The organism is Xanthomonas sp. DAR 35659, assembly GCF_041242975.1.
Lineage (GTDB): Bacteria > Pseudomonadota > Gammaproteobacteria > Xanthomonadales > Xanthomonadaceae > Xanthomonas_A > Xanthomonas_A medicagonis.
This window is the reverse complement of sequence record NZ_CP162488.1, coordinates 3,026,429-3,046,489: the sequence shown is the minus strand read 5'-3', so window position 1 is coordinate 3,046,489 and position 20,061 is coordinate 3,026,429. Positions and strand designations below refer to the sequence as shown.

Here is a 20,061-nt window from a genome sequence, read left to right as displayed (position 1 = left end):
AGTGCACAAATTTTCGAGGAATTGTCGGTGTTACTATCGATTCAAGGGCAAATGGAGGTGGCTTCGGTGGAAATTTTGCGGGAACGTTGCCAGTGAGCGTCAGCATCCACGACGTGGCCCGGGTGGCCGGCGTGTCCACGTCCACGGTGTCGCGCGCCCTCGGCCACGGTCCGGTCAGCGAGGAGGTGCGGGCGCGGGTGGAAGCGGCGGTGCGCGAGACGGGCTATCGGCCGAACTTGATGGCGCGGCGGCTGCGGTCGCAGCACTCGGGGGTCGTGGGGCTGATCGTGGCCGACATCCGCAACCCGTTCTTCACCGCGGCGATCCGCGCGGTCGAGGACGTGGCCTATCGCGCCGGCATGCGCGTGATCCTGTGCAACACCGACGAGGATCCGCAGCGCGAGGCGCTGTACCTGCAACTGATGCAGGAGGAGCGGGTCAGCGGCCTGATCTTCGCGCCCACCCGCACCACCCAGCGCCAGTTGCCCACGTTGCAGTTCGACTATCCGGTGGTGCTGCTCGACCGCGCCGGCAAGGCCGGCGTGCACGACAGCGTGGTGCTGGACAATGCCGCGGCGATGGGCGCGCTGATCGAGCACCTGGTCGAGCGCGGCTTCCGCCGCATCGGCGGGTTGTTCGGCAAGACCAGCAGCACCGCCGCCGAGCGCCGCGACGGCTACCTGGCGGCGATGCAGGCGCACGGCCTGGCGCCGAGCTATCGCGAGGTGGCGCCGAGTGCGGAGGCGGCCACCGCCGAGGCGCAGGCGTGGCTGGCGCAGCCCGAGCGCCCGGAGGCGCTGGTGGCCAGCAACAGCCTGCTGCTGATGGGCGCGCTGAAGGCCGCGCGCGGCGCCGGCCTGCGCATTCCGCAGGATCTGGCGCTGGCCGGGTTCGACAACGAGAGCTGGACCGAACTGGTCGAGCCCGGCATCACGGTGATCGAGCAGCCGGTGGAGGAAATGGGGCGCACCGCGATGTCGCTGCTGCTGGAGCGGCTGAATGCGCCGGGGTTGCCGATGCGCAAGGTGGTGCTGAGCGGACGCTGCATCGTGCGTGGCTCCAGCCAGCGCTGAATGCGGGCGCGCCCAGGACGGCGCGACACAATGGATGCGCGAGGTCGGGCGGATGCCACGTGCCGCTTCCCCGCGTTGGGCGCGGCCGGCGTCATCGATGCGGTGGTGTGCGTCCGCTAGAGCGCGGTGACGGGGCCGTCAGGAGGGAAGGCGCAGGTGCGTCTTCACGGTGCGGCAGCGACGCCGTTGGGCGGGATCACGCGCTGCCGTCGGGGCGCGGATAGTCGTGCTCGGGATCGGCCTGGTTGCGCTGCGGATCGCTGTCCGGCTGGTCGCGTTGCTTCCACTTGGCATCGTCGTTGCGCAACGTGTCGGGCGTATGGCTGCGCTGCTGGTCGCCGTGGGCGTTGTCCTGGTGGCGCGTCATGGCTGTCTCCCGGGGCTCACGCGGGAGTTCCCGCCGGCGTCGGATGGTCGGGCTGGCCGGTGCCGTCCAGCCTGGCCCAGCAGGCCCGCACGAACGCGTCCGCGTCGCTCCAGGCGATGCGCGGCCACGGATGTTCGGTGTCGTAACGCTGCCGCAGGCGCTGCATGCGCACGTCGTTGGATTCGCGCGGAAGTTGCAGGAACACATCGCAGGCCATCTTGATCAGGCGCGCATGCTCGCTGAAGGACTGCGGCCCCAGCTTGCCTTCGCTGTGCAGCAGCTTCCAATGCGCCAGTTCGGCTTCGACATCCACGAGCAGGGATGGAGCGTGGCTCACGACGAGTTCTCCTGTAATGGGGGCAAGGGTTGTTGCAATGGGCGGGGTTGCTTGAATTCGTCCAGCCACCCTAGACCCGCCGACGTCAAGGTGAGGTCATGTCGTTGTCTGCGTCCGCGTGATGACGCGTGAGGAAGAGCCGTGTCGCGACGGCGCCGTCCGCATCGTCGTGTCGCGCTGCGTGTGAAGACGCCTGCAGCGGACCGCTTGGAGCCCGCTGCCGCGCCGCTTACCATGGCGCTGCGTCCGCATTGCGGACACCTTCTCCCGCAACCACCGCACTGCCGGCGCGTACCGCCGCGGCGCAAGAAAGGAACGGCATGTCCGTCGCTATCGCGTTCGATCCCGCGCAACCGCGCATCGCCGTCATCGGCCTGGGCTACGTCGGCCTGCCGCTGGCGGTCGCGTTCGGCGCGCGCTACGACACGCTCGGCTACGACATCGACGCGCAGCGCGTGGCGCAGCTGCGCGACGGTCACGACCAGACCCTGGAACTGGAGCCGGAGGAACTGCGCAGCGGCGTGCACCTGCGCTACAGCGACGACGCGGCCGCGCTGCGCGATCGCAACGTCTACGTCGTCACCGTGCCGACGCCGATCGACGCCTACGAGCAGCCCGACCTGCAGCCGCTGCGCCAGGCCAGCGAACTGCTCGCCGGCGTGCTCAAGCGCGGCGACCTGGTGATCTACGAATCCACGGTGTATCCGGGCACCACCGAGGAAGTCTGCGTGCCGCTGCTGGAGCAGGGCTCGGGTCTGCGTTTCGACGAAGACTTCCACTGCGGCTACAGCCCGGAGCGGGTCAATCCGGGCGACCGCCAGCGCCGCCTGGCCGACATCCGCAAGATCACCTCCGGCTCCAGTCCCGCCGCGGCCGACGCGGTCGATGCGCTGTACGCGAGCATCATCACCGCCGGCACCTGGCGCGCGCCGTCGATCCGCGTGGCCGAGGCGGCGAAGGTGGTGGAGAACATCCAGCGCGACGTCAACATCGCCCTGGTCAACGAGCTGGCGCTGATCTTCGACCGGCTCGGCATCGACACCCAGGACGTGCTGGAGGCGGCCGGCACCAAGTGGAATTTCCTGCCGTTCCGCCCGGGCCTGGTCGGTGGCCACTGCATCGGCGTGGATCCCTACTACCTGCTGCACAAGTCGGAAAGCATGGGCTACCACCCTGACCTGATCCACACCGCGCGCCAGGTCAACAACCGGGTCGGCGCGCATGTCGCGGCGCGGGTGCGGGCGCTGCTGGCGGACAAGGGCGTGGACATGGCCGCGGCCACGATCCTGGTGCTCGGCGTCACCTTCAAGGAGAACTGCCCGGACCTGCGCAACAGCCGCGCGCTGGAGCTGGTGCAGGCGCTGGCGGCCGGCGGCGCGCAGGTCGATGCCTGCGACCCGTGGGCCGATCCGCAACTGGCGCGCGAACACGGCGGCGTGACGCTGGCGCCGGCGCCGCGGCCCGGCCGCTACGACGCCGTGGTGCTGGCGGTGGCGCACGCGGAGTACCGGCATTTCGACGCGGCGCAGATCCGCGCGCTGGGCACGCCGAAGCTGGTGGTCTACGACGTCAAGTCGGTCTGGCCGCGCGAGGCGGTGGACGACCGGCTGTAGCGTGCGGTCCCGCGCCAAGCTGTACGCCACCCAAGCGGGGGAGGGGCCGCGTCGGCGCCACCCGCGGCCGGCACCGCCTACACTCGCTGGCTTCCGAATCCCGCGAGGAACGCGATGCACCGTTACCTAGCCTATGTCGCCAGCTGGGTGTTGCTGGCCCTGTCCATCGCCTTGTGCACGCTGTGGCCGTTGTGGGGCTGGGGCGTGGCGGCCTTCGCGATCCTGGCGATGCTCGGCACCGTGGACCTGCTGCAGACCCGCAGCACCCTGCGCCGCAACTACCCGATCCTGGCGCATTTCCGCTACGGGCTGGAATCGGTCGGCCCGGAGATGCGCCAGTACTTCCTGCAGAGCGACATCGAGGAGGCGCCGTTCTCGCGCCAGCAGCGCGCGCTGGTCTATCAGCGCGCCAAGAACGTGATGGACGTGGTGCCGTTCGGCACGCTGCGCAGCGCCTACGCCATCGACTACGAGTGGATCAACCATTCGCTGGCCACCAGCGAGATCGCCCACCACGATTTCCGCGTGACTATCGGCGCCGATTGCGCGCAGCCGTACTCGGCCAGCGTCTTCAACATCTCGGCGATGAGCTTCGGCGCGCTGTCGGCCAACGCGGTCCGCGCGCTCAACGAAGGCGCGCGCCGCGGCGGCTTCTATCACGACACCGGCGAGGGCTCGATCTCGCCCTATCACCGCGAATGCGGCGGCGACCTGGTGTGGGAGATCGGCTCGGGCTACTTCGGCTGCCGCGATGCCGAGGGGCGTTTCAGCGAGGAGCGCTTCGTCGCCAACGCCACCCTGGCGCAGGTCAAGATGATCGAGATCAAGCTGTCGCAGGGCGCCAAGCCGGGCCATGGCGGCGTGCTGCCGGCGGCCAAGGTCAGCGCCGAGATCGCCGCCACCCGCGGCGTGGCGATGGGCCAGGACTGCGTGTCGCCGTCACGGCACACGGCGTTCTCCACGCCGTTGCAACTGCTGCAGTTCGTGGCGCGGTTGCGCGAACTGTCCGGCGGCAAGCCGACTGGATTCAAGCTGGCGATCGGGCATCCGTGGGAGTGGTTCGCGATCGCCAAGGCGATGCAGGAAAGCGGGCTGTACCCGGACTTCATCGTGGTCGACGGCGCCGAGGGCGGCACCGGCGCGGCGCCGGCCGAGTTCATCGACCATGTCGGCGTGCCGATGCACGAGGCGCTGCTGCTGGTGCACAACACCCTGGTCGGCCTGGACATCCGCGAGCGGATCAAGCTCGGCGCGGCCGGCAAGATCACCAGCGCGTTCGACATCGCGCGCACCCTGGCGCTGGGCGCGGACTGGTGCAACGCCGGGCGCGGCTTCATGTTCGCGCTGGGCTGCATCCAGTCGTTGAGCTGCCACAGCGACCGCTGCCCGACCGGCATCGCCACCCAGGACCAGCGGCGCTGGAAGCACCTGGACCCCACCGACAAGGCGGTGCGGGTGCAGCACTACCACGCCAATACGCTCAAGGCGTTGCGCGAACTGCTCAGCGCCGCCGGCTTGGAGGATCCGTCGCAGTTGGGTCCGGAGCACATCCTGCGCCGCATCTCGCCGGTCGAGATCCGCTCGCTGGCCTCGCTGTACCGCTACCTGGAGCCCGGCGAACTGCTGCGCACCGTGCCCGACCACGCCGTGTTCCACGACTACTGGGGCGATGCGCGCAGCGATTCGTTCCAGCCGCCGCCGCGGATCCGAAGCCTGCGCGACAGCAAGTCGCAATGAGCGCCGTGCAGGCGCCGCCGGCACGGCTGCGGCCGGGCGTGACCGACGACATCCCGCTGCTGTGGGCGCTGCGCACACGCTGCGTGCGCGAGGTCTGCAGCAGCCACTATCCGCCGGAGGTGATCGCCCGCTGGTCCGCGCAACCGCCGCCGGCGTCCTACAAGGCGCTGGTCGCGGCGGGCGGAGCCATCGTCGCCGAGGACGACGATGGCCGCATGCTCGGTTTCGGTGTCGTCGATTCGGCCGGCGCCGAGATCGACGGTCTGTTCGTCGATCCGGCGCTGCGCGGTGGCGGCCTGGGCCGGCATCTGCTGCAGGCGCTGGAGCGGCGTCTGGCGGCACGCCCGCGCATCCAGGTGGCCGCGGCGCTCAACGCGGTGGCGTTTTACCGCGCGCAGGGCTATGCGGTGCTGCGCTCGGGGCGTTATCCGCATCCCGGCGGGTTCTTCCTGGACTGCGTGTACATGGCAAAGCAGGTCGCCTCGGCGGCGCGCTGAGGCAGAAGCCCGCGACTGCGCGAGCGGCGCGAGGCGGCACGACCGCGCTTGCCGGGTGCGGGTCCACGCCGACGCTGCGGCTTTTTGCGCCGCGGAATCCGCGGGCCACGCTCGCCATCGCCGCGGCCGCTCGTTATCGTGCCGGTTCCTCCTGGGTGGTGTGCGCATGAGCCAGTCCTCGGTCCCCGACGTCGTTCCCGCGCCGCTGTCCGCCGACGAAGCGCAGCGCCTGCGCGCGCTGGCCGAACTGGGGATGCTGGATACCCCGCGGGAGCCGGCCTTCGAGGACCTGATCTGGCTGACCAGCCAGTTGTGCGAGGCGCCGATCGCGCTGATCTCGCTGATCGACGAACGCCGGCAATGGCTCAAGGCCAGTTGCGGCCTGCCCGCCGGCACCAGCGGCTATCCGCGCGAGGTGGCTTTCTGCACGCATGCGCTGCTGTCGCCGCGGTTGCTGGAGGTGCCGGATACCACGCTGGACCCGCGCTTCGCCGGCAACCCGCTGGTGTGCGGGGCGCCGCACCTGCGTTTCTATGCCGGCATGCCGCTGCTTGGCGACCAGGGCCACATCTACGGCACGTTGTGCGTGATCGACATGCGCCCGCGGCAACTGGATGCGCGCCAGCGCGAAGGCCTGCAGCGGCTGGCCGGGCAGGTCACCGCGCAACTGGAGGCGCGCCGCGACGCGCGTATCGCGCGAGACCAGGCCAGGACCCTGAGCCTGCTGCTGGACACCATGCCCGACGGCGTGGTGTCGTGCCTGGCCGACGGCACCCTGGGCGAGTTCAACCGGGTGGCGCGGGGGTGGCACGGCGCCGACCCGCGCGCCCTGCCGCCCGCGCTGTGGCCGCAGTATTTCGACCTGTTCGATGCCAGCGGCCAGCGCCCGCTGTCCAGCGAGGAAGTGCCGCTGTTTCGCGCCTGGCGTGGCGAATCGGTGCGCGATGCGGAGATCGTGATCGCCGCCAAGGGACAGGCGCCGCGCAGCGTGCTGTGCAATGCGCAACGGCTGGATGGCGACGATGGGCGCAGCCTGGGGGCAGTCTGCGTGATGCGCGATGTCAGCGCCGAACGGGCGGCGTCGCGCGCGGCGCTGCAGGCCGGGCAGCGCTTCTCCGGCGCATTCGCCGCCGCCGCGCACGGCATGGCGCTCGTGTCGCTGGACGGGCGCTGGCTGGACGTCAACGACGCCTTGTGCGCGATGCTCGGCTACAGCCGGGCACAACTGCTGGAACTGCGGTTCCAGGACCTGACCCATCCCGACGATCTCGCCGAGGACATGCAACGGATGGCGGCGTTGCGCAGCGGGCAGTGCAGCGATTACCGCACCGAAAAGCGCTACCGCCATCGCGACGGCGGGATCGTGCGCGCGCGTCTGGCGGTCTCGCTGGTGCGCGACGAACGGCAGCGCCCGCTGCACCTGGTCACCCATGTCCAGGACATCACCGAGCAGCATCTGGCCGAGCACCGCTTGCGCGACAGCGAGGCGCAGTTGCGCACGATCGCCGACAACGTGCCGGCGCTGATCGCCTACCTCGACCGCGAACTGCGTTATCAATTCGTCAACCGGCCGTATGCGCAATGGTTCGCGCTGGCGCCGGAACGCATCGTCGGCCGCCACCTGCATGAGGTGCTGGACCGGCAGCAGTTGGCGCTGCTGCAACCGCATCTGCCGGCGGCGCTGCAGGACGTGCCGGCGCAGTTCGACGCGGAACTGTGCGATGCCGACTACACCTTGCGGATCATGCACTTCAGCCTGATTCCGGATGTCGCGCTGGCGCCGCAGCGGGTTGGCCTGCACCTGATGATCACCGACATCACCGGGCAGACCAGGCTGGCGCGGCTGCTGGAAGAGCGTGCGCTGCGCGACGAACTGACCGGGCTGCCGAACCGGACGGCCTGGAACCAGACGCTGCGGCGGCGCACGAACGAGCGCCGCCGCCGGGGCGAGGTGGCGGTGATGTTCCTGGATCTGAATGACTTCAAGGGCGTCAACGATCGCTTCGGACACCATGTCGGCGACGCGCTGCTGGTGCACTTCGCGCGCCTGCTACAGCGTTGCCTGAGCGGCCACGACAGCATCGCCCGGCTCGGCGGCGACGAGTTCGTGGCGCTGCTGGAAGGACTCGGCGACGCCCGCCGCGACGTGCTGGCGGCCGCGGCGCGGATCATGGACGCGTGCGCGGAAGGCTGCATGGTCGGCGGCCAGCACCTGCCGTTGCAGCCGAGCATCGGCATCGCCGTGCAGACCGGGCCGGGCTTCGATCCGGTCCTGCTTACCCAGCGCGCCGACGAGGCCATGTACGCGGCCAAGCGCGATCCGCAGGCACGGGTGCAGATCGCGGCGCTCTAGCTAAGGCGCGGCGTCGTCCGCTACGCGGAGGAACGCGAAGTGCTTGCCGTCGGCGTCGAGTGTGCCCCGGTCGGGGCTGGAGGCATCGAAGCGAATCACGATGTCCTGGGCGTTCAGGAAGAAGGCGTGATCAGACGCGGGAATCAACGGGTACGCCTGGTCCTTGCGCAGGTCCACCAGCAGGCGCCCCTGCGCTTCGCGGATCCGGAACGTGCCCAACTCGGCAATGGCGAAGCTGCCGACGAAACGCCGCTGCGCGGCGAGGTCGACGGCCACCGCGGTCCGCCGGATCGGCTGGAAGTCCGGCCAGGCATAGGCCGCGGCGACCGCGCGGACGATCTCCAGGCCCAACTGGTAGCCCTGGTCGCCGTTGCTCAGCACCACGGCGCCATCGCAGCCGTCCGGGTAGACGACCAGCGTGGCCTTGTAGCCGGCGTTGGACCCGTCGTGATAGACGTACTTGCGGGCGCCGACACCGCCGATGCTCAGTCCCAGCCCATAGCCATCGCGCACCGGCGTCGTCATCGCCCGTGCGCTGGCCGCGGACAGCACGCGGCCGCGGCCGGCGTGCGCATCGCACAGTTCGATCGCGTAGCGCGCCAGATCGTCGGCGTTGGTCCACAGACCGGCGGCGGCCAGTTCCGGGTAGGTGTGCGGTCCGCCAGGGATGGGCGTGCCATTGGCATCGTGCGGTTGCGCGGCCCGCGCCAGATCGCGTGCCGGAAGCGGTTGGCGGTAGCTGCTGGCGCGCATGCGCAGCGGCGCAAGGACGCGATCGTGCAGCAGGCTCGGGAAGTCCTGCCCACTGACGTCGATCAGCAGTTGCTGCATGACCGTGTAGCCGCCGCCCGAATAGCGGTAGCGTTCGCCGACCGGCGCCTCCACCCGCACCGGCGCCGAGTTGGCCGGCGCCTGGCCGTCGAGGACCTGGGTCAGGGTCGGCACCGCCGTGCCGCCGGCGTAGCCGGCGAAACCGTGCACGCTGGTGCCGGCGGTGTGCGACAGCAGTTGCCGCAGCGTCACTGGCCGATCGCGGGTGTAGACGGCGTCGGGCAACTTCCAGGAGGTCAGCCGCGCGTTGACCGGCGTGTCGAGGTCCAGGCGCCGGTCCTGGACCAGCGCCAGCGCCGCCATCGCCGCCACCGGCTTGCTCACCGAGCCGGCCTGGAATAGGGTCCTGGCGTCGACGGCGGCACCCTGGGCGGCGGTGACTCCATACCCCTTGGCCCACACGACGCGACCGCCGTGGATCACCGCGATCGCCACCCCCGGCACGTGCAGTGCGTCCATCTGCGCGCGCAGCGACTGCCGCGCGGCCGCCTGATCGCCGCTGATCACCGCCGGTAGCAGTCCGCCTTCGACCTGCTGCATCTGTGTGCTGCTGGCGGGCAATCCCGCACCGGCGGGCGTGCTGCCGGCGACGCCGAGCGCGAACAGGAGAATCGATGGACGCATGCGTCACTCCAGGCGGGGAGGTGTGGCGCGCGACGAAAGATCGCGCCGCTGTGGCTGCCATGCAGGGATACGCGCCGTTGCGGCAGGGCCGACAGGCCCAAAGGTCACTGGCCGTTCCGGCGCGACGACGCGCCGCCGTCGCTCAGGCCGCGGTTCGCTGCAGCCAGGCCACCGCGCCGCGTCCGGCGCGCACGCCGCTGGCGAAGCAGGCGCTGAGCAGGTAACCGCCGGTGGGCGCTTCCCAATCCAGCATCTCGCCGGCGCAGAGGGTGCCGGGCAGGGCGTGCAGCATCAGCGCCTGGTCCAGCGCCTCCAGGCGCACGCCGCCGGCGCTGCTGATCGCCTCGGCCAGCGGGCGCGGGCGCTGCAAGGTCAAGGGTAGGCGCTTCAGCACGGCCGCCGCGCGCGCCGGATCCTGTCCGGCGTCCTTGCCCAGCACTTCGAACAGCAGCGCCGCCTTGACTCCGTCGATGCCGGCCTGGCGGCGCAGGTGCTCGCCGAAGCTGCGTCCGCCGCGGGGCTTGGCCAGTTCGGCCTGCAATCGCGCCAGATCCCGGCCAGGCGCCAGGTCCAGCCACAGCGTGGTCGTGCCGTGCGCGGCGATGGCCTCGCGCAGGTCCGCCGCCAGCGCATAGATCAGGCTGCCCTCGATCCCGTGTTCGCTGACCACGCATTCGCCCTGCAAGGTCTGCGCGTTGCCCTGCGGGTCGTGCCAGTGCGCGACCACGGGCTTCAACGGCGCGCCGGCATGACGCTCGCGCACGTGCGCGCTCCAGTCGATGTCGAAGCCGCAGTTGGCCGGCCGCAGCGGCGCCACCTCGACGCCGCGCGCACGTAAGAGGTCCTGCCAGGCGCCGTCGGATCCCAGGTGCGGCCAACTGCCGCCGCCCAGCGCCAGCACGCAGGCGTCGGCGTGAACCACGCGCTCGCCCTCGGCGCTGGCGAAGCGCAGCGCGCCATCGCCGGTCCAGCCCTGCCATCGGTGCTGCACGTGGAAGCGCACGCCGGCGTCCTTCAACCGCCGCACCCAGCCGCGCAGCAGCGGCGCGGCCTTGCGGTCCAGCGGGAACACGCGGCCGGAACTGCCGACGTAGGTCTCCACGCCCTGCGCCTGCGCCCAGGCGCGCAGCGCGTCGGCGTCGAAGTCGGCCAGCCATGCGCCGACCTGCGCGGCGCGCTCGCGGTAGCGCGAGACGAACAGCGCGAACGGATCGGAGTGGGTCAGGTTGAGCCCGCCCTTGCCGGCGATCAGGAACTTGCGCCCGACCGAGCCCTTGCCCTCGTACACGTCGACCTCGGCGCCGGCGGCGCGCGCGGTCTCGGCGGCGATCAGCCCGGCCGGACCGCCGCCGACGATGGCGATGCGGCCGCGCGCGGCGGCGGCGAGCTTGCGGTCGGGCATCGGCGCGGCAGGCTCAACGCGGCTTGACGTCGAGCAGTTCGACTTCGAACACCAGCGAGGCGTTGGGCGGGATCACCCCGCCGGCGCCGCTGGCGCCATAGCCGTACTCGGCCGGAATCATCAGCTTGCGCTTGCCACCCACGCGCATGCCGGCCACGCCTTCGTCCCAGCCGCGGATCACCTGGCCGCCGCCGAGCGGGAAGCTGAACGGCTGGCCGTGGTCGGCCGACGCATCGAACTTCTCGCCCCGCTGGTCCTTGGCCTTCTCGTCGTAGAGCCAGCCGGTGTAGTGCACGGTCACCTGGTCGCCGGGCCGCGCCTCGGCGCCGCTGCCGACGCGCTCGTCGATCATCTGGAAGGTGGCGATGCTGCCGCCGGACGGCGGACCGGGCGGCTTGCAGCCACCCAGCAGCCACAGCGGCAGGGACAGGCTCAACAGCAGCAGGAGACGGCGCATGGGGTCATCCTTGGCGGGCGGAGCGTGCAAGGGTAGCGCATCGCCGCAGCCGCTATCATCGGCGCATGGCCAAACTGCTGCTCAACCTGCGCAACGTCCCCGACGACGAACTCGCCGACGTGCGCGCACTGCTCGACGACGCGCGCATCGATTACTACGAAACCCGCCCCGGCACCTTCGGCATTTCCGCCGGCGGCGTCTGGCTGCGCCAGGAGGCCGAACAGGCGCGGGCCAAGGCGTTGCTGGCCGAGTACCAGGCCCGGCGCGGCGAGCGCGCCCGCGCCGAACGCGCCGCGGCGCTGCGCGACGGCAGCGCCGAAACCTTCGCCACGTTGCTGCGGCGGCGCCCGTTGTTCGTGCTGGCGACCTTGCTGGGCATGCTGCTGGTCGCCTCGCTGGTGCTGCTGCCGTTCTTCCTGTTGCGCGGCTAAGCGCAGCCTGCGCTCGCGCTGCGCGACGGTCCGCGAGCGCGGGGCGCGCCGCGGGCGCGAGCGTCCAGCGACGTCCAGGCGGCATGCGTCCGTGTACGTCCCTCCGCACGCGTTTGCCTTGCGCGGTCGTCGCACCGGCGTCGCCCGCACCGCGCGCTAAAATGCGCCGATGATCGCCAATACCGCCGCCTACCATTTCGTCGCCATCGCCGATTCGGACGCGCTCGCCGCGCAGTTGCAGGCGTGGGCGCAGGCCGGCGCGCTGCGCGGCACCATCCTGGTCGCGGGCGAGGGCATCAACCTGTTCCTGGCCGGCGCGCCGGAGGCGATCGACGCGTTCTACGCGCAGTTGCGCGCCGACCCGCGCTTCGCCGACCTGCGGGTCAAGACCAGCGCCAGCGCGGCGCAGCCGTTCGCGCGGCTGAAGACCAAGGTCAAGCCGGAGATCATCAGCTTCCGCCGCGACGCCGCCTCGCCGCTGGGCGGCGAACGCGCGCCGGCGGTGGCGCCGGCGACCCTGCGGCGCTGGCTGCGCCAGGGCCACGACGACGCCGGTCGGCGCGTGGTCATGCTGGATACGCGCAACGCCCAGGAAGTGGTCCACGGCAGCTTCGCCGGCGCGCTCACCTTGCCGATCGTCAAGTTCACCGACCTGCCGGAGGCGCTGGCGCCGCACCGCGCGGCGCTGGCCGATGCCACCGTGGTCAGCTTCTGCACCGGCGGCATCCGCTGCGAGAAGGCGGCGCTGTGGATGCGCGCCGACGGCATGGACAACGTGCTGCAACTGGACGGCGGCATCCTCGGCTACTTCGAGGACGTGGGCGGCGAAGGCTACGACGGCCGCTGCTTCGTGTTCGACGAACGCGTGGCGCTGGATCCGCAGTTGCGGCCGCTGGTGGGCGGCTGATCGCCGCGGGATTGGGGAGTCGGGATTGGGGATTGGCAAAGGCGGCTGCCCCGCGGCTGACCGAAATCTGCGGTCTGCGAGTGGGTCTGCCGATTCGCTGCATGCCGTCGCGTCCCAGCAGACCCACAAGGGATCCGCTCCAACGAATCCCCGATCCCCAATCACGCGTCTCGAAAAACTGGCTCGCCAAGCATCCGCCCAGCGCTCCGAGCCACCGGGGCGCTGGTGCACTCGGCCTTTCAGGCGAGGCAACAGCCGCTTCAACCCATCCCCATTCCCGACTCCCCAATCCCAACGCCCTCAGGCGTACTGCATCTTGCGCGTCATCCCGCCATCCACCACGACCTCCTGGCCGGTGACGAAGCCGGCCTCGGCCGACAGCAGGTATACCGCAAGCGCGCCGATGTCCTGCGGCGTACCGACCCGGCCCGCCGGATGCTGCGCGTGATCCTGCCGCGACAGCGCCGGCTTGCGCCGCGCGCCGGGCTTGCGCCAGGCGTCGGTGGCGATCCAGCCCGGACTGATGCAGTTGACCCGCACCGCCGGCCCGGCGCTGATCGCCAGCGCGTGGGTGAAGGCGAGCAGGCCGCCCTTGGAGGCCGCGTAGGCCTCGCTGTCCGGTTCGGACTGATGCGCGCGGGTGGAGGCGATGTTGACGATCGCGCCGCCGCCCGCGCTGGCGCGCAGGGCCGGCAGCGCATGCTTGCTGCACAGGAAGGCGCCGCCCAGGCTGGTGCCCAGGCGCCGGTTCCATTCGCGCAGCGACAGCCGCTCCAACGGGCCGCTGTGCGGATCGGCGATGCCGGCGTTGTTGACCAGCCCGTCGATACGGCCGAAACGCGCCAGCGCGGCGTCGACGAAGCGGCGCACGCCCGCTTCGGCGGCCACGTCCAGGCGCCGGAACAGGGCGCGGTCGCCGACGTCCAGTTCGGCCAGGCAGGCGCGCCCGGCCGCGGCATCGAGGTCGCCGAAGGCGACCCGGCCGCCGGCGCCGAGCACCGCCTGCACCACGCCCCGGCCGATGCCCTGCGCGCCGCCGGTGACCAGCACCACGCGATCGCGCAACGGTTGGGCGGGCGGGGCGGAGACTGGCGGCAGCAGAGACATGGCACGGGACCGGGCAGGGTGGACGTGCAGGGTAGCCGGGCGGCCGTGCAGTGGGTGTCGCTGCGGTCCGCATCCAGGTTGGGGCGATAGCACTGCGGCGGTCGTACCCCCACCCCAACCCCTCTCCCGGTGGGAGAGAGGCGATCACCCTTCTCCCATCGGGAGAAGGTGCCCCGCAGGGGCGGATGAGGGTACGGCGGCACGCGAACCGAACCGCAGGCATGTTCGCCACCGCAAATCAGCGTTCCGGCACCGGCCGCTGCAATCGGCGCCGCGCGCCCCCAGCTCGAACCCATCGTTCCGCAGGAATTCGCTCTCCATGATGCCCATCTCCATCCTCGACCTCGCCCCGGTCTGCGAAGGCAGCGACACCACCCAGGCCTTCGCCAACATGCTGGACTTGGCGCAGCACGCGGAAGGTTGGGGCTACCACCGCTACTGGCTGGCCGAGCACCACAACATGCCCGGCATCGCCAGCGCCGCCACCGCGGTGCTGATCGGGCACGTGGCCGGCGGCACCAAGCGCATCCGGGTCGGCGCCGGCGGCATCATGCTGCCCAACCACGCGCCGCTGCAGGTGGCCGAGCAGTTCGGCACCCTGGCATCGCTGTATCCCGGGCGTATCGACCTGGGCCTGGGCCGCGCGCCCGGCACGGATCAGGCCACCGCACGCGCCCTTCGCCGCTACTTCGACAGCGCCGACCAGTTCCCGCACGACGTCGCCGAGTTGCTGCGCTACTTCGCCCCGGCCGAACCCGGCCAACTGGTGCGCGCGGTGCCCGGTGCCGGCATCGAGGTGCCGGTGTGGCTGCTCGGTTCCAGCCTGTTCAGCGCGCGCCTGGCGGCGACGCTGGGCCTGCCGTTCGCGTTCGCCTCGCATTTCGCCCCGGATGCGATGGACGAGGCGCTGGCGATCTACCGCCGCGAGTTCCGGCCCTCGGCGCGGTTGCGCGATCCGTACGCGGTGCTGGCGCTGAACGTGATCGGCGCCGAGTCCACTGCCGCGGCAAGGCGCCTGTTCACCACGCAGCAACAGAGCTTCGTCAATCTGCGACGCGGCCGCCCTGGCCTGATCCCGCCGCCGATCGACGACATCGAGGCGTTCTGGCAGCCGCACGAAAAGGCCGGCGTGGAGCGCGCGCTGGCCTGTACCGTGCTCGGCGATGCGGACGAGGTCGCGCGCGGCATGGCCGCCTTCGTCGCCCGCCACCAGCCCGACGAACTGCTGCTCACCGCCAACATCTACGACCACGCGGCGCGGCTGCGGTCGTTCGAAATCGCGGCCACGGCCTGGCGCGACGCCGCGGCCGCGTGAGCGCCGACTAACGTGAGCTCGATCGCGCGCTGCCGCCATACCGGCCGCGCGCGCTCGTTGGCCGGTGCCGCAGCGGCACGTGGGTGTGTTGCGTAGACGCGATGTAGACAAGTTGCGCGGGCGTTCGCATTTTTCACCCGGCCTTGCACGGCCATGGCATCAGATCGGTGGCGCGTGCCCTTTGCGGGTCACGCATGTCGCAGCGCGGCGGGTCCGACATCGGCCTCCGCGCATCCGGTACGTCGCAACAGGGGGCACGACCATGGACACCAACTATCTGCCGCCGGCCGCGCGCGGCTGCGGCCTGGAAGCCGTCTTGCATCAACTGGCGTTGCAATTGCAGGGCCTGCGGCACACGCCGCCCGCGCTCGTGGCGACGCAGCCGGCGCGACGCCAGGTCTTCGCCGAGGCGCCGATTCCAGAGTGATCGCCTCGGTCGCGCGCGCTCGTTCGCGCGCGACAGGGTGGATGCGGTCTCGGGTAACGGCCAGGCCCGCGCCGCGGCCGCGGTTGCGGCCGATGCGCGCTCCTGGCCGGCGCTGCCGCGCCGCTCCAGGCGCTGGGCGCAAACGCGCCTATCGCACCGCGAATCGCACCGATGCGCGCGCGCGAATCCGATATGCGTGGTAATGCGATCGTGGACGTGGCGCGCTCCGCGCGGCGATGCACCTTCAACAGCGAATCGCGAGTCCATCGCCGCGGTGCGATGCGGTGGCGTCGCAGGTGGATGTCGGCGTGCGCCTGCAGTTACAGTTTTTGCATCCACTCGCGGGTCAGATCCACCACCTGGTCCGAGGCCAGCCCCAGTCCCAGCGCCACGGCGATGCCGCCCAGCCACGACCCCAGCATCAGGCCACCGTCGCGTTCCAGCAGGGCCAGCGAGAACAGCAGCAGCATCGCGCCGAAGGCGTAGTTGGTGAACGGGATCGGCAGCGACAGCAGGATTCCCAGCACCGCCACCAGCAGCCCGCTGAAGGCCCGCGCCGGCAAGGTCTCGACCAGGGCCGGCAGGCGCGGCTTGAGCAGCTTGTCCAGCCGCCGCAGCCAGGGCGCGATGCGCCCGACGAAGCGCTGCATGGTGCGCCGGCGCGGACCACGCTCGCCGATGAAGCGCGGCAGCCAGGGTTTGCGCAGGCCGATCAGCATCTGTACGCCGATCAGCGTCACCAACGGCCCGCTGATGCCGCCGGCCAGACCCGGCACCGGCAGGAACGCCGGTAGGATCGCCACGAACAGCAACATGCCGAACGCGCTCTGCTGCAGGTTGCTCAGGATGGTGCGCAGCCGCAGCTGCTCGTCCGGATCGCCGAGGCTGAAGGTGTCGAGCAGGGTCCGGATCCCTTCGGCGCGGTAGCCCTCATCCGCCTCCGCACCGGGCGGATCACCCGGTGATGTCATCGCTGTTCTCGTCCTGCAGCTTGCTCAACAGCAGCTTGTCCACGCGCGCGCCGTCCAGGTCGACGATCTCGATGCGCCAGCCGGCCCAGTCGAAGAACTCGCCGGCATGCGGGATGCGTCCGAAGTAGTAGATGCACAGGCCGGCCAGGGTGTTGTAGTCGCCTTCCTCGGCGCTGGGCAGCTCGGCGCCGCCGAGCAGTTCGCGCAGGTCCTCGATCGCCAGCGAGCCGTCGATCAGCAGCGAGCCGTCGGCGCGGGTCACCACCAGCGCGTCCTCGTCGGCGTTGTCGGCCGACTGCAGGCGCCCGACCACCGCGCCCATCAGGTCGCTGATCGTCACCAGGCCCTGGATCTCGCCGTACTCGTCCACCACCAGCGCCATCGACTGCTGTTCCTCGCGGAAGATCTCCAGCAGCTTCATCGCGTGGGTGGACTCGGACACGAACAGGGTGTCGCGCAGGCTCTGGAACAATTGGGTGGCGTCGCCGCCCAGGCGCGTGACCAGCGACTTCACTTCCAGCACGCCGGCGATGTCCTGGTCGCTGCCGCGGTACACCGGGTAGCGCGAGAATTCGTGCTCGCGCATCACCTGCAGGTTGCGGTCCGGCTCGGCGTTGGCGTCGAGCCAGGCGATGCGGTTGCGCGGCGTCATCAGGCTCTCGGCGGTGCGGTCGCCCAGACGCATGACCCGGTTCATCATGTCGCGCTCGTGCGCGTCGATCACGCCGGCCTCGTGGCTCTCGGCCACCAGCATGCGGATCTCCTCTTCGGTCACCGAGGCCGATTCCTCCTTGCCCAGGCCGAACAGGCGCAGCACCAACCGGGTCGAGCGCGACAGGACCCACACGAACGGCGCGGCGATCCGGGCCAGCCAGCCCATGGGGATGGCGACGAAACTGGCGATGACCTCCGAGCGGGTCAGAGCCAGGCGTTTGGGCACCAGTTCGCCGAAGATCAGCGTCAGGAAGGTGATCAGCACGATCGCCAGGGTCTTGCCGATCAGGGCCGACCACGGCTGCGGGTCGCCGAACAGGGTGAAATTGGCCGCCAGCGCCGGGAACAGCGCCTGCAGCTTCGCCGCGATCGCAAAGCCGATGGCCTCGCCGCCGAACACACCGGTCAGGATGCCGATCGCGGTGATGCCGATCTGCACGGTGGACAGGAAGTGTTCCGGGTTCTCGGCCAGCGCCAGCGCCTTGGCCGCGCGCGTGCTGGATTGCGCCATCTGCTTCAGGCGGCTCTTGCGCGAGGTCATCAGCGACATCTCGGACATCGCGAAAAAGCCGTTCAGCAGCACCAGGGCCGCCACGATCAACAGTTCAAGCATGCGCACGCTCCCTGGCGGCGAGGGAAGCGGGGACATGGGCGCCTGGGCGGCGCGGGGGAGGGGGGCTGGGGTGGTCGTCCATAGGGTGCGCCGTAGCGACGGCGCGATGGCATGGTAGCAAACCCGGGGCGCGGCGGCGTCACCCGGCGCCGACGCGCCCCGCCGCCGGTCGCCGGATTACCCCTCTTTGTCAGCAAACGGTCATAATTCCGCCCCGGTGCCGTCCCTCCCGCGACGGCGGGAAGTGCGTTTCATGTTCTCGTTGCAGACCATCTTCGGTTCCGGCAAGCAGTTCTACACCCTGCTCGACGAGGCGGCGCAGGCCGCCTACGACAGCACCAAGGCGCTGCACGCGATGATGCGCGAGGCGGACCGGCAGCCGGCGCTGGACGCCTTCAAGCTGGCGCGGCTGCGCGAGCGCGCCGCCTCCGACAAGATCGGCCAGGCGCTGGTGGACAGCTTCATGACCCCGATCGAGCGCGAGGACATCGAGGCGCTGGGCTCGGCGCTGTACAAGATCCCCAAGCAGGTGGAGAAGTTCGCCGACCGCTATTCGCTGGCGGTGCAGCACCTGGAGCACATCGACTTCGCCCCGCGCGCGGCGATGCTGGAGCAGGCCGCGGCGGTGGTGGTGGAGATGGTCCACGACCTGCGCAACATGCATCTGGACCGGATGAGCGCGCTCAACGACAAGCTGCGCTCGCTGGAGAACGAGGCCGACCGGCTGATGCTGGAGCTGTACCGCGACATCTACTCCGGGCGCCTGGACAACCTGCAGATGTTCCTGCTCAAGGAGTTCTTCGAAATCCTGGAGAAGGCCATCGACCGCTGCCGCGAGGCCGGCGTGGTGGTCTACCAGATCGTGCTGAAGAACTCGTAATGGGCCCGCTCCGGATCCGCTGCAGGCGCGGCCGCGCCGCCCTGTCCGCCGCGCCAGCGGCCGCTTGCGCGAGGGACGCCCGATGCTGACGCTGGTGCTGGTGGTGATCCTGGCCGCGCTGGTGTTCGAGTTCATCAACGGCTTCCACGACACCGCCAACTCGATCGCCACGGTGGTCGCGACCAAGGTGCTCAGCCCCGGCTGGGCGGTGATGCTGGCCGCCGCCATGAACCTGGTCGGCGCGCTGACCGGGACCGCGGTGGCGATGACCATCGCCTCGGGCCTGCTCGACACCGATGTGGTCGCGGTCACCCCGCAGGTGATCCTGTGCGCGTTGCTCGGCGGCATCGTCTGGAACCTGATCACCTGGTGGAAGGGCCTGCCGTCCTCGTCCTCGCATGCGCTGATCGGCGGCCTGTGCGGCGCCGGACTGGCCGCCGCGCACAACGACTGGGACGCGCTGATCTGGTCGCAGAACGTGGGCGACTGGGCCAAGAACAAGGGCCTGCTGTGGAAGGTGTTCGTGCCGATGGTCACCTCGCCGATCGCCGGCTTCCTGCTCGGCATCGCGGTGATGCTGCTGCTGTGGGCGATGATCGCCGGCCTGGCCAAGCTCGGCGGCCCGCTCGGGCGGCTGGCGCGGCCGCGCTGGGTCAATGCGTTCTTCGGCAAGGCGCAGATCGCCTCGGCCGCGTACATGGGCTATGCGCACGGCCACAACGACGCGCAGAAGACCATGGGCATCATCGCCATGACCCTGATCGGCGCGCAGAGCACCGGCGCGCTGGACGACCTGCCGTCGTGGCTGGCGTTCCTGCATCCGAACGCCAGCCAGGGGCAGGGCATCGCCACCTGGATCGTGCTCACCTGCGCCGTGGTGATGGCGGCGGGCACCGCGTCGGGCGGCTGGAAGATCATCAAGACCCTGGGCCACAAGATGGTCAAGCTGCACCCGATCCATGGCTTCGCCGCGGAGACCAGCTCGGCCACCATCCTGACCCTGGCCGCGCACTACGGCATGCCGGTCTCCACCACCCACAGCATCTCCACCGCGATCATGGGCGTGGGCTTCGCCAAGAACCCGCGCTCGCTGCGCTTCGGCGTGATCGAGCGCATCGTCTGGGCCTGGATCCTGACCATCCCGGCCGCCGCCGGCGTGGCCTATCTGATCTTCCGCGGCGTGGCGTTGTTTGGATGGGTGTGAGTTGCCGGGAGTGGGGAATCGGGAATCGGGAATCGTAGAAGCACCGGTTCCCGGTCTTCGGTGAGGCTGTCGCCCGCGGGCACGCTCGACTTGCTTTGCCGCATTGCGACGAGCGCCGCTTTTCGCGGCGCTCGTAGTGAGTGGCCCGATCCTGGAAGTGCTTCGGACACACTACCGTGACGCTGCCCGGGCATTGAACAC

The 20,061-nt window shown here is 70.5% G+C and carries 19 protein-coding genes; 11 read left to right on the top strand and 8 right to left on the bottom strand.

Annotated features, from left to right (window positions below; genetic code table 11):
- The first annotated feature begins 92 nt into the window (after positions 1 to 92).
- Entirely contained in the window at positions 93 to 1,073 is a 981-nt protein-coding gene (locus tag AB3X07_RS12840) for a LacI family DNA-binding transcriptional regulator (protein ID WP_369938991.1), read from the top strand.
- Between the two features lie 196 nt (positions 1,074 to 1,269).
- Here AB3X07_RS12840 and AB3X07_RS12835 read toward each other — a convergent pair whose 3' ends face one another.
- Positions 1,270 to 1,440 (bottom strand): hypothetical protein, encoded by a 171-nt coding sequence (locus AB3X07_RS12835; RefSeq protein WP_369938990.1) that lies wholly within the window; start codon positions 1,438 to 1,440, stop codon positions 1,270 to 1,272.
- A 16-nt stretch (positions 1,441 to 1,456) separates the two neighbouring features.
- Positions 1,457 to 1,777 (bottom strand): transposase, encoded by a 321-nt coding sequence (locus tag AB3X07_RS12830; protein WP_369938989.1) that lies wholly within the window; start codon positions 1,775 to 1,777, stop codon positions 1,457 to 1,459.
- 320 nt (positions 1,778 to 2,097) lie between these two features.
- Between AB3X07_RS12830 and AB3X07_RS12825 the strand changes: the two genes are divergently transcribed.
- The 4 genes from AB3X07_RS12825 (at position 2,098) to AB3X07_RS12810 (ending at position 7,977) form a co-directional block, all read left to right on the top strand.
- Entirely contained in the window at positions 2,098 to 3,390 is a 1,293-nt protein-coding gene (locus tag AB3X07_RS12825; protein ID WP_369938988.1) for a nucleotide sugar dehydrogenase, read from the top strand.
- Positions 3,391 to 3,504: 114 nt separating this feature from the next.
- The gene (locus AB3X07_RS12820) at positions 3,505 to 5,127 is read left to right on the top strand and encodes an FMN-binding glutamate synthase family protein (protein WP_369938987.1); all 1,623 of its coding nucleotides are present in this window, start codon (positions 3,505 to 3,507) and stop codon (positions 5,125 to 5,127) included.
- Positions 5,124 to 5,624, top strand: coding sequence for a GNAT family N-acetyltransferase (locus AB3X07_RS12815; RefSeq protein ID WP_369938986.1), 501 nt, complete (start codon positions 5,124 to 5,126; stop codon positions 5,622 to 5,624). Before AB3X07_RS12820 ends, AB3X07_RS12815 begins: the two co-directional genes overlap by 4 nt.
- A gap of 166 nt (positions 5,625 to 5,790) precedes the next feature.
- Positions 5,791 to 7,977, top strand: coding sequence for a diguanylate cyclase domain-containing protein (locus tag AB3X07_RS12810; protein ID WP_369938985.1), 2,187 nt, complete (start codon positions 5,791 to 5,793; stop codon positions 7,975 to 7,977).
- Here the strand turns inward: AB3X07_RS12810 and AB3X07_RS12805 are convergent, their stop codons facing one another.
- The 3 genes from AB3X07_RS12805 to AB3X07_RS12795 all read right to left on the bottom strand — a co-directional run bounded on the left by AB3X07_RS12805 (position 7,978) and on the right by AB3X07_RS12795 (position 11,291).
- Positions 7,978 to 9,432 carry a serine hydrolase domain-containing protein gene (locus AB3X07_RS12805; protein WP_369938984.1) on the bottom strand — a complete coding sequence of 485 codons (1,455 nt, stop codon included), beginning with the start codon at positions 9,430 to 9,432 and terminating at the stop codon, positions 7,978 to 7,980. It lies immediately after the preceding gene.
- 142 nt (positions 9,433 to 9,574) lie between these two features.
- The gene (locus AB3X07_RS12800; protein WP_369938983.1) at positions 9,575 to 10,834 is read right to left on the bottom strand and encodes a TIGR03862 family flavoprotein; all 1,260 of its coding nucleotides are present in this window, start codon (positions 10,832 to 10,834) and stop codon (positions 9,575 to 9,577) included.
- A gap of 13 nt (positions 10,835 to 10,847) precedes the next feature.
- On the bottom strand, positions 10,848 to 11,291 hold the full coding sequence (locus AB3X07_RS12795) for an FKBP-type peptidyl-prolyl cis-trans isomerase (protein WP_369938982.1): 444 nt from the start codon (positions 11,289 to 11,291) through the stop codon (positions 10,848 to 10,850).
- A gap of 65 nt (positions 11,292 to 11,356) precedes the next feature.
- Here AB3X07_RS12795 and AB3X07_RS12790 point away from each other — a divergent pair, with 65 nt between their 5' ends.
- A complete protein-coding gene (locus AB3X07_RS12790) occupies positions 11,357 to 11,722 on the top strand; it encodes a DUF6164 family protein (protein ID WP_369938981.1) in 366 nt (121 codons plus the stop codon).
- A gap of 169 nt (positions 11,723 to 11,891) precedes the next feature.
- On the top strand, positions 11,892 to 12,629 hold the full coding sequence (locus AB3X07_RS12785) for a sulfurtransferase (protein WP_369938980.1): 738 nt from the start codon (positions 11,892 to 11,894) through the stop codon (positions 12,627 to 12,629).
- A 300-nt stretch (positions 12,630 to 12,929) separates the two neighbouring features.
- Here AB3X07_RS12785 and AB3X07_RS12780 read toward each other — a convergent pair whose 3' ends face one another.
- Positions 12,930 to 13,736 carry an SDR family oxidoreductase gene (locus AB3X07_RS12780; protein ID WP_369938979.1) on the bottom strand — a complete coding sequence of 269 codons (807 nt, stop codon included), beginning with the start codon at positions 13,734 to 13,736 and terminating at the stop codon, positions 12,930 to 12,932.
- Between the two features lie 319 nt (positions 13,737 to 14,055).
- On the opposite strand from AB3X07_RS12780, the gene AB3X07_RS12775 reads away from it, so the two are divergent.
- Complete coding sequence (locus AB3X07_RS12775; protein WP_369938978.1) at positions 14,056 to 15,051, top strand: LLM class flavin-dependent oxidoreductase; 996 nt, start codon at positions 14,056 to 14,058, stop codon at positions 15,049 to 15,051.
- A 262-nt stretch (positions 15,052 to 15,313) separates the two neighbouring features.
- Positions 15,314 to 15,478, top strand: a complete 165-nt coding sequence (locus AB3X07_RS12770) for a hypothetical protein (RefSeq protein WP_369938977.1) — start codon at positions 15,314 to 15,316, stop codon at positions 15,476 to 15,478.
- 320 nt (positions 15,479 to 15,798) lie between these two features.
- Here the strand turns inward: AB3X07_RS12770 and AB3X07_RS12765 are convergent, their stop codons facing one another.
- Positions 15,799 to 16,449 (bottom strand): exopolysaccharide biosynthesis protein, encoded by a 651-nt coding sequence (locus AB3X07_RS12765; protein WP_369938976.1) that lies wholly within the window; start codon positions 16,447 to 16,449, stop codon positions 15,799 to 15,801.
- Positions 16,433 to 17,776, bottom strand: coding sequence for a hemolysin family protein (locus AB3X07_RS12760; protein ID WP_369938975.1), 1,344 nt, complete (start codon positions 17,774 to 17,776; stop codon positions 16,433 to 16,435). Before AB3X07_RS12760 ends, AB3X07_RS12765 begins: the two co-directional genes overlap by 17 nt.
- Before the next feature lie 253 nt (positions 17,777 to 18,029).
- On the opposite strand from AB3X07_RS12760, the gene AB3X07_RS12755 reads away from it, so the two are divergent.
- A complete protein-coding gene (locus tag AB3X07_RS12755; protein ID WP_369938974.1) occupies positions 18,030 to 18,656 on the top strand; it encodes a DUF47 domain-containing protein in 627 nt (208 codons plus the stop codon).
- 82 nt (positions 18,657 to 18,738) lie between these two features.
- Positions 18,739 to 19,860 carry an inorganic phosphate transporter gene (locus tag AB3X07_RS12750; protein WP_369938973.1) on the top strand — a complete coding sequence of 374 codons (1,122 nt, stop codon included), beginning with the start codon at positions 18,739 to 18,741 and terminating at the stop codon, positions 19,858 to 19,860.
- Positions 19,861 to 20,061: the final 201 nt, after the last annotated feature.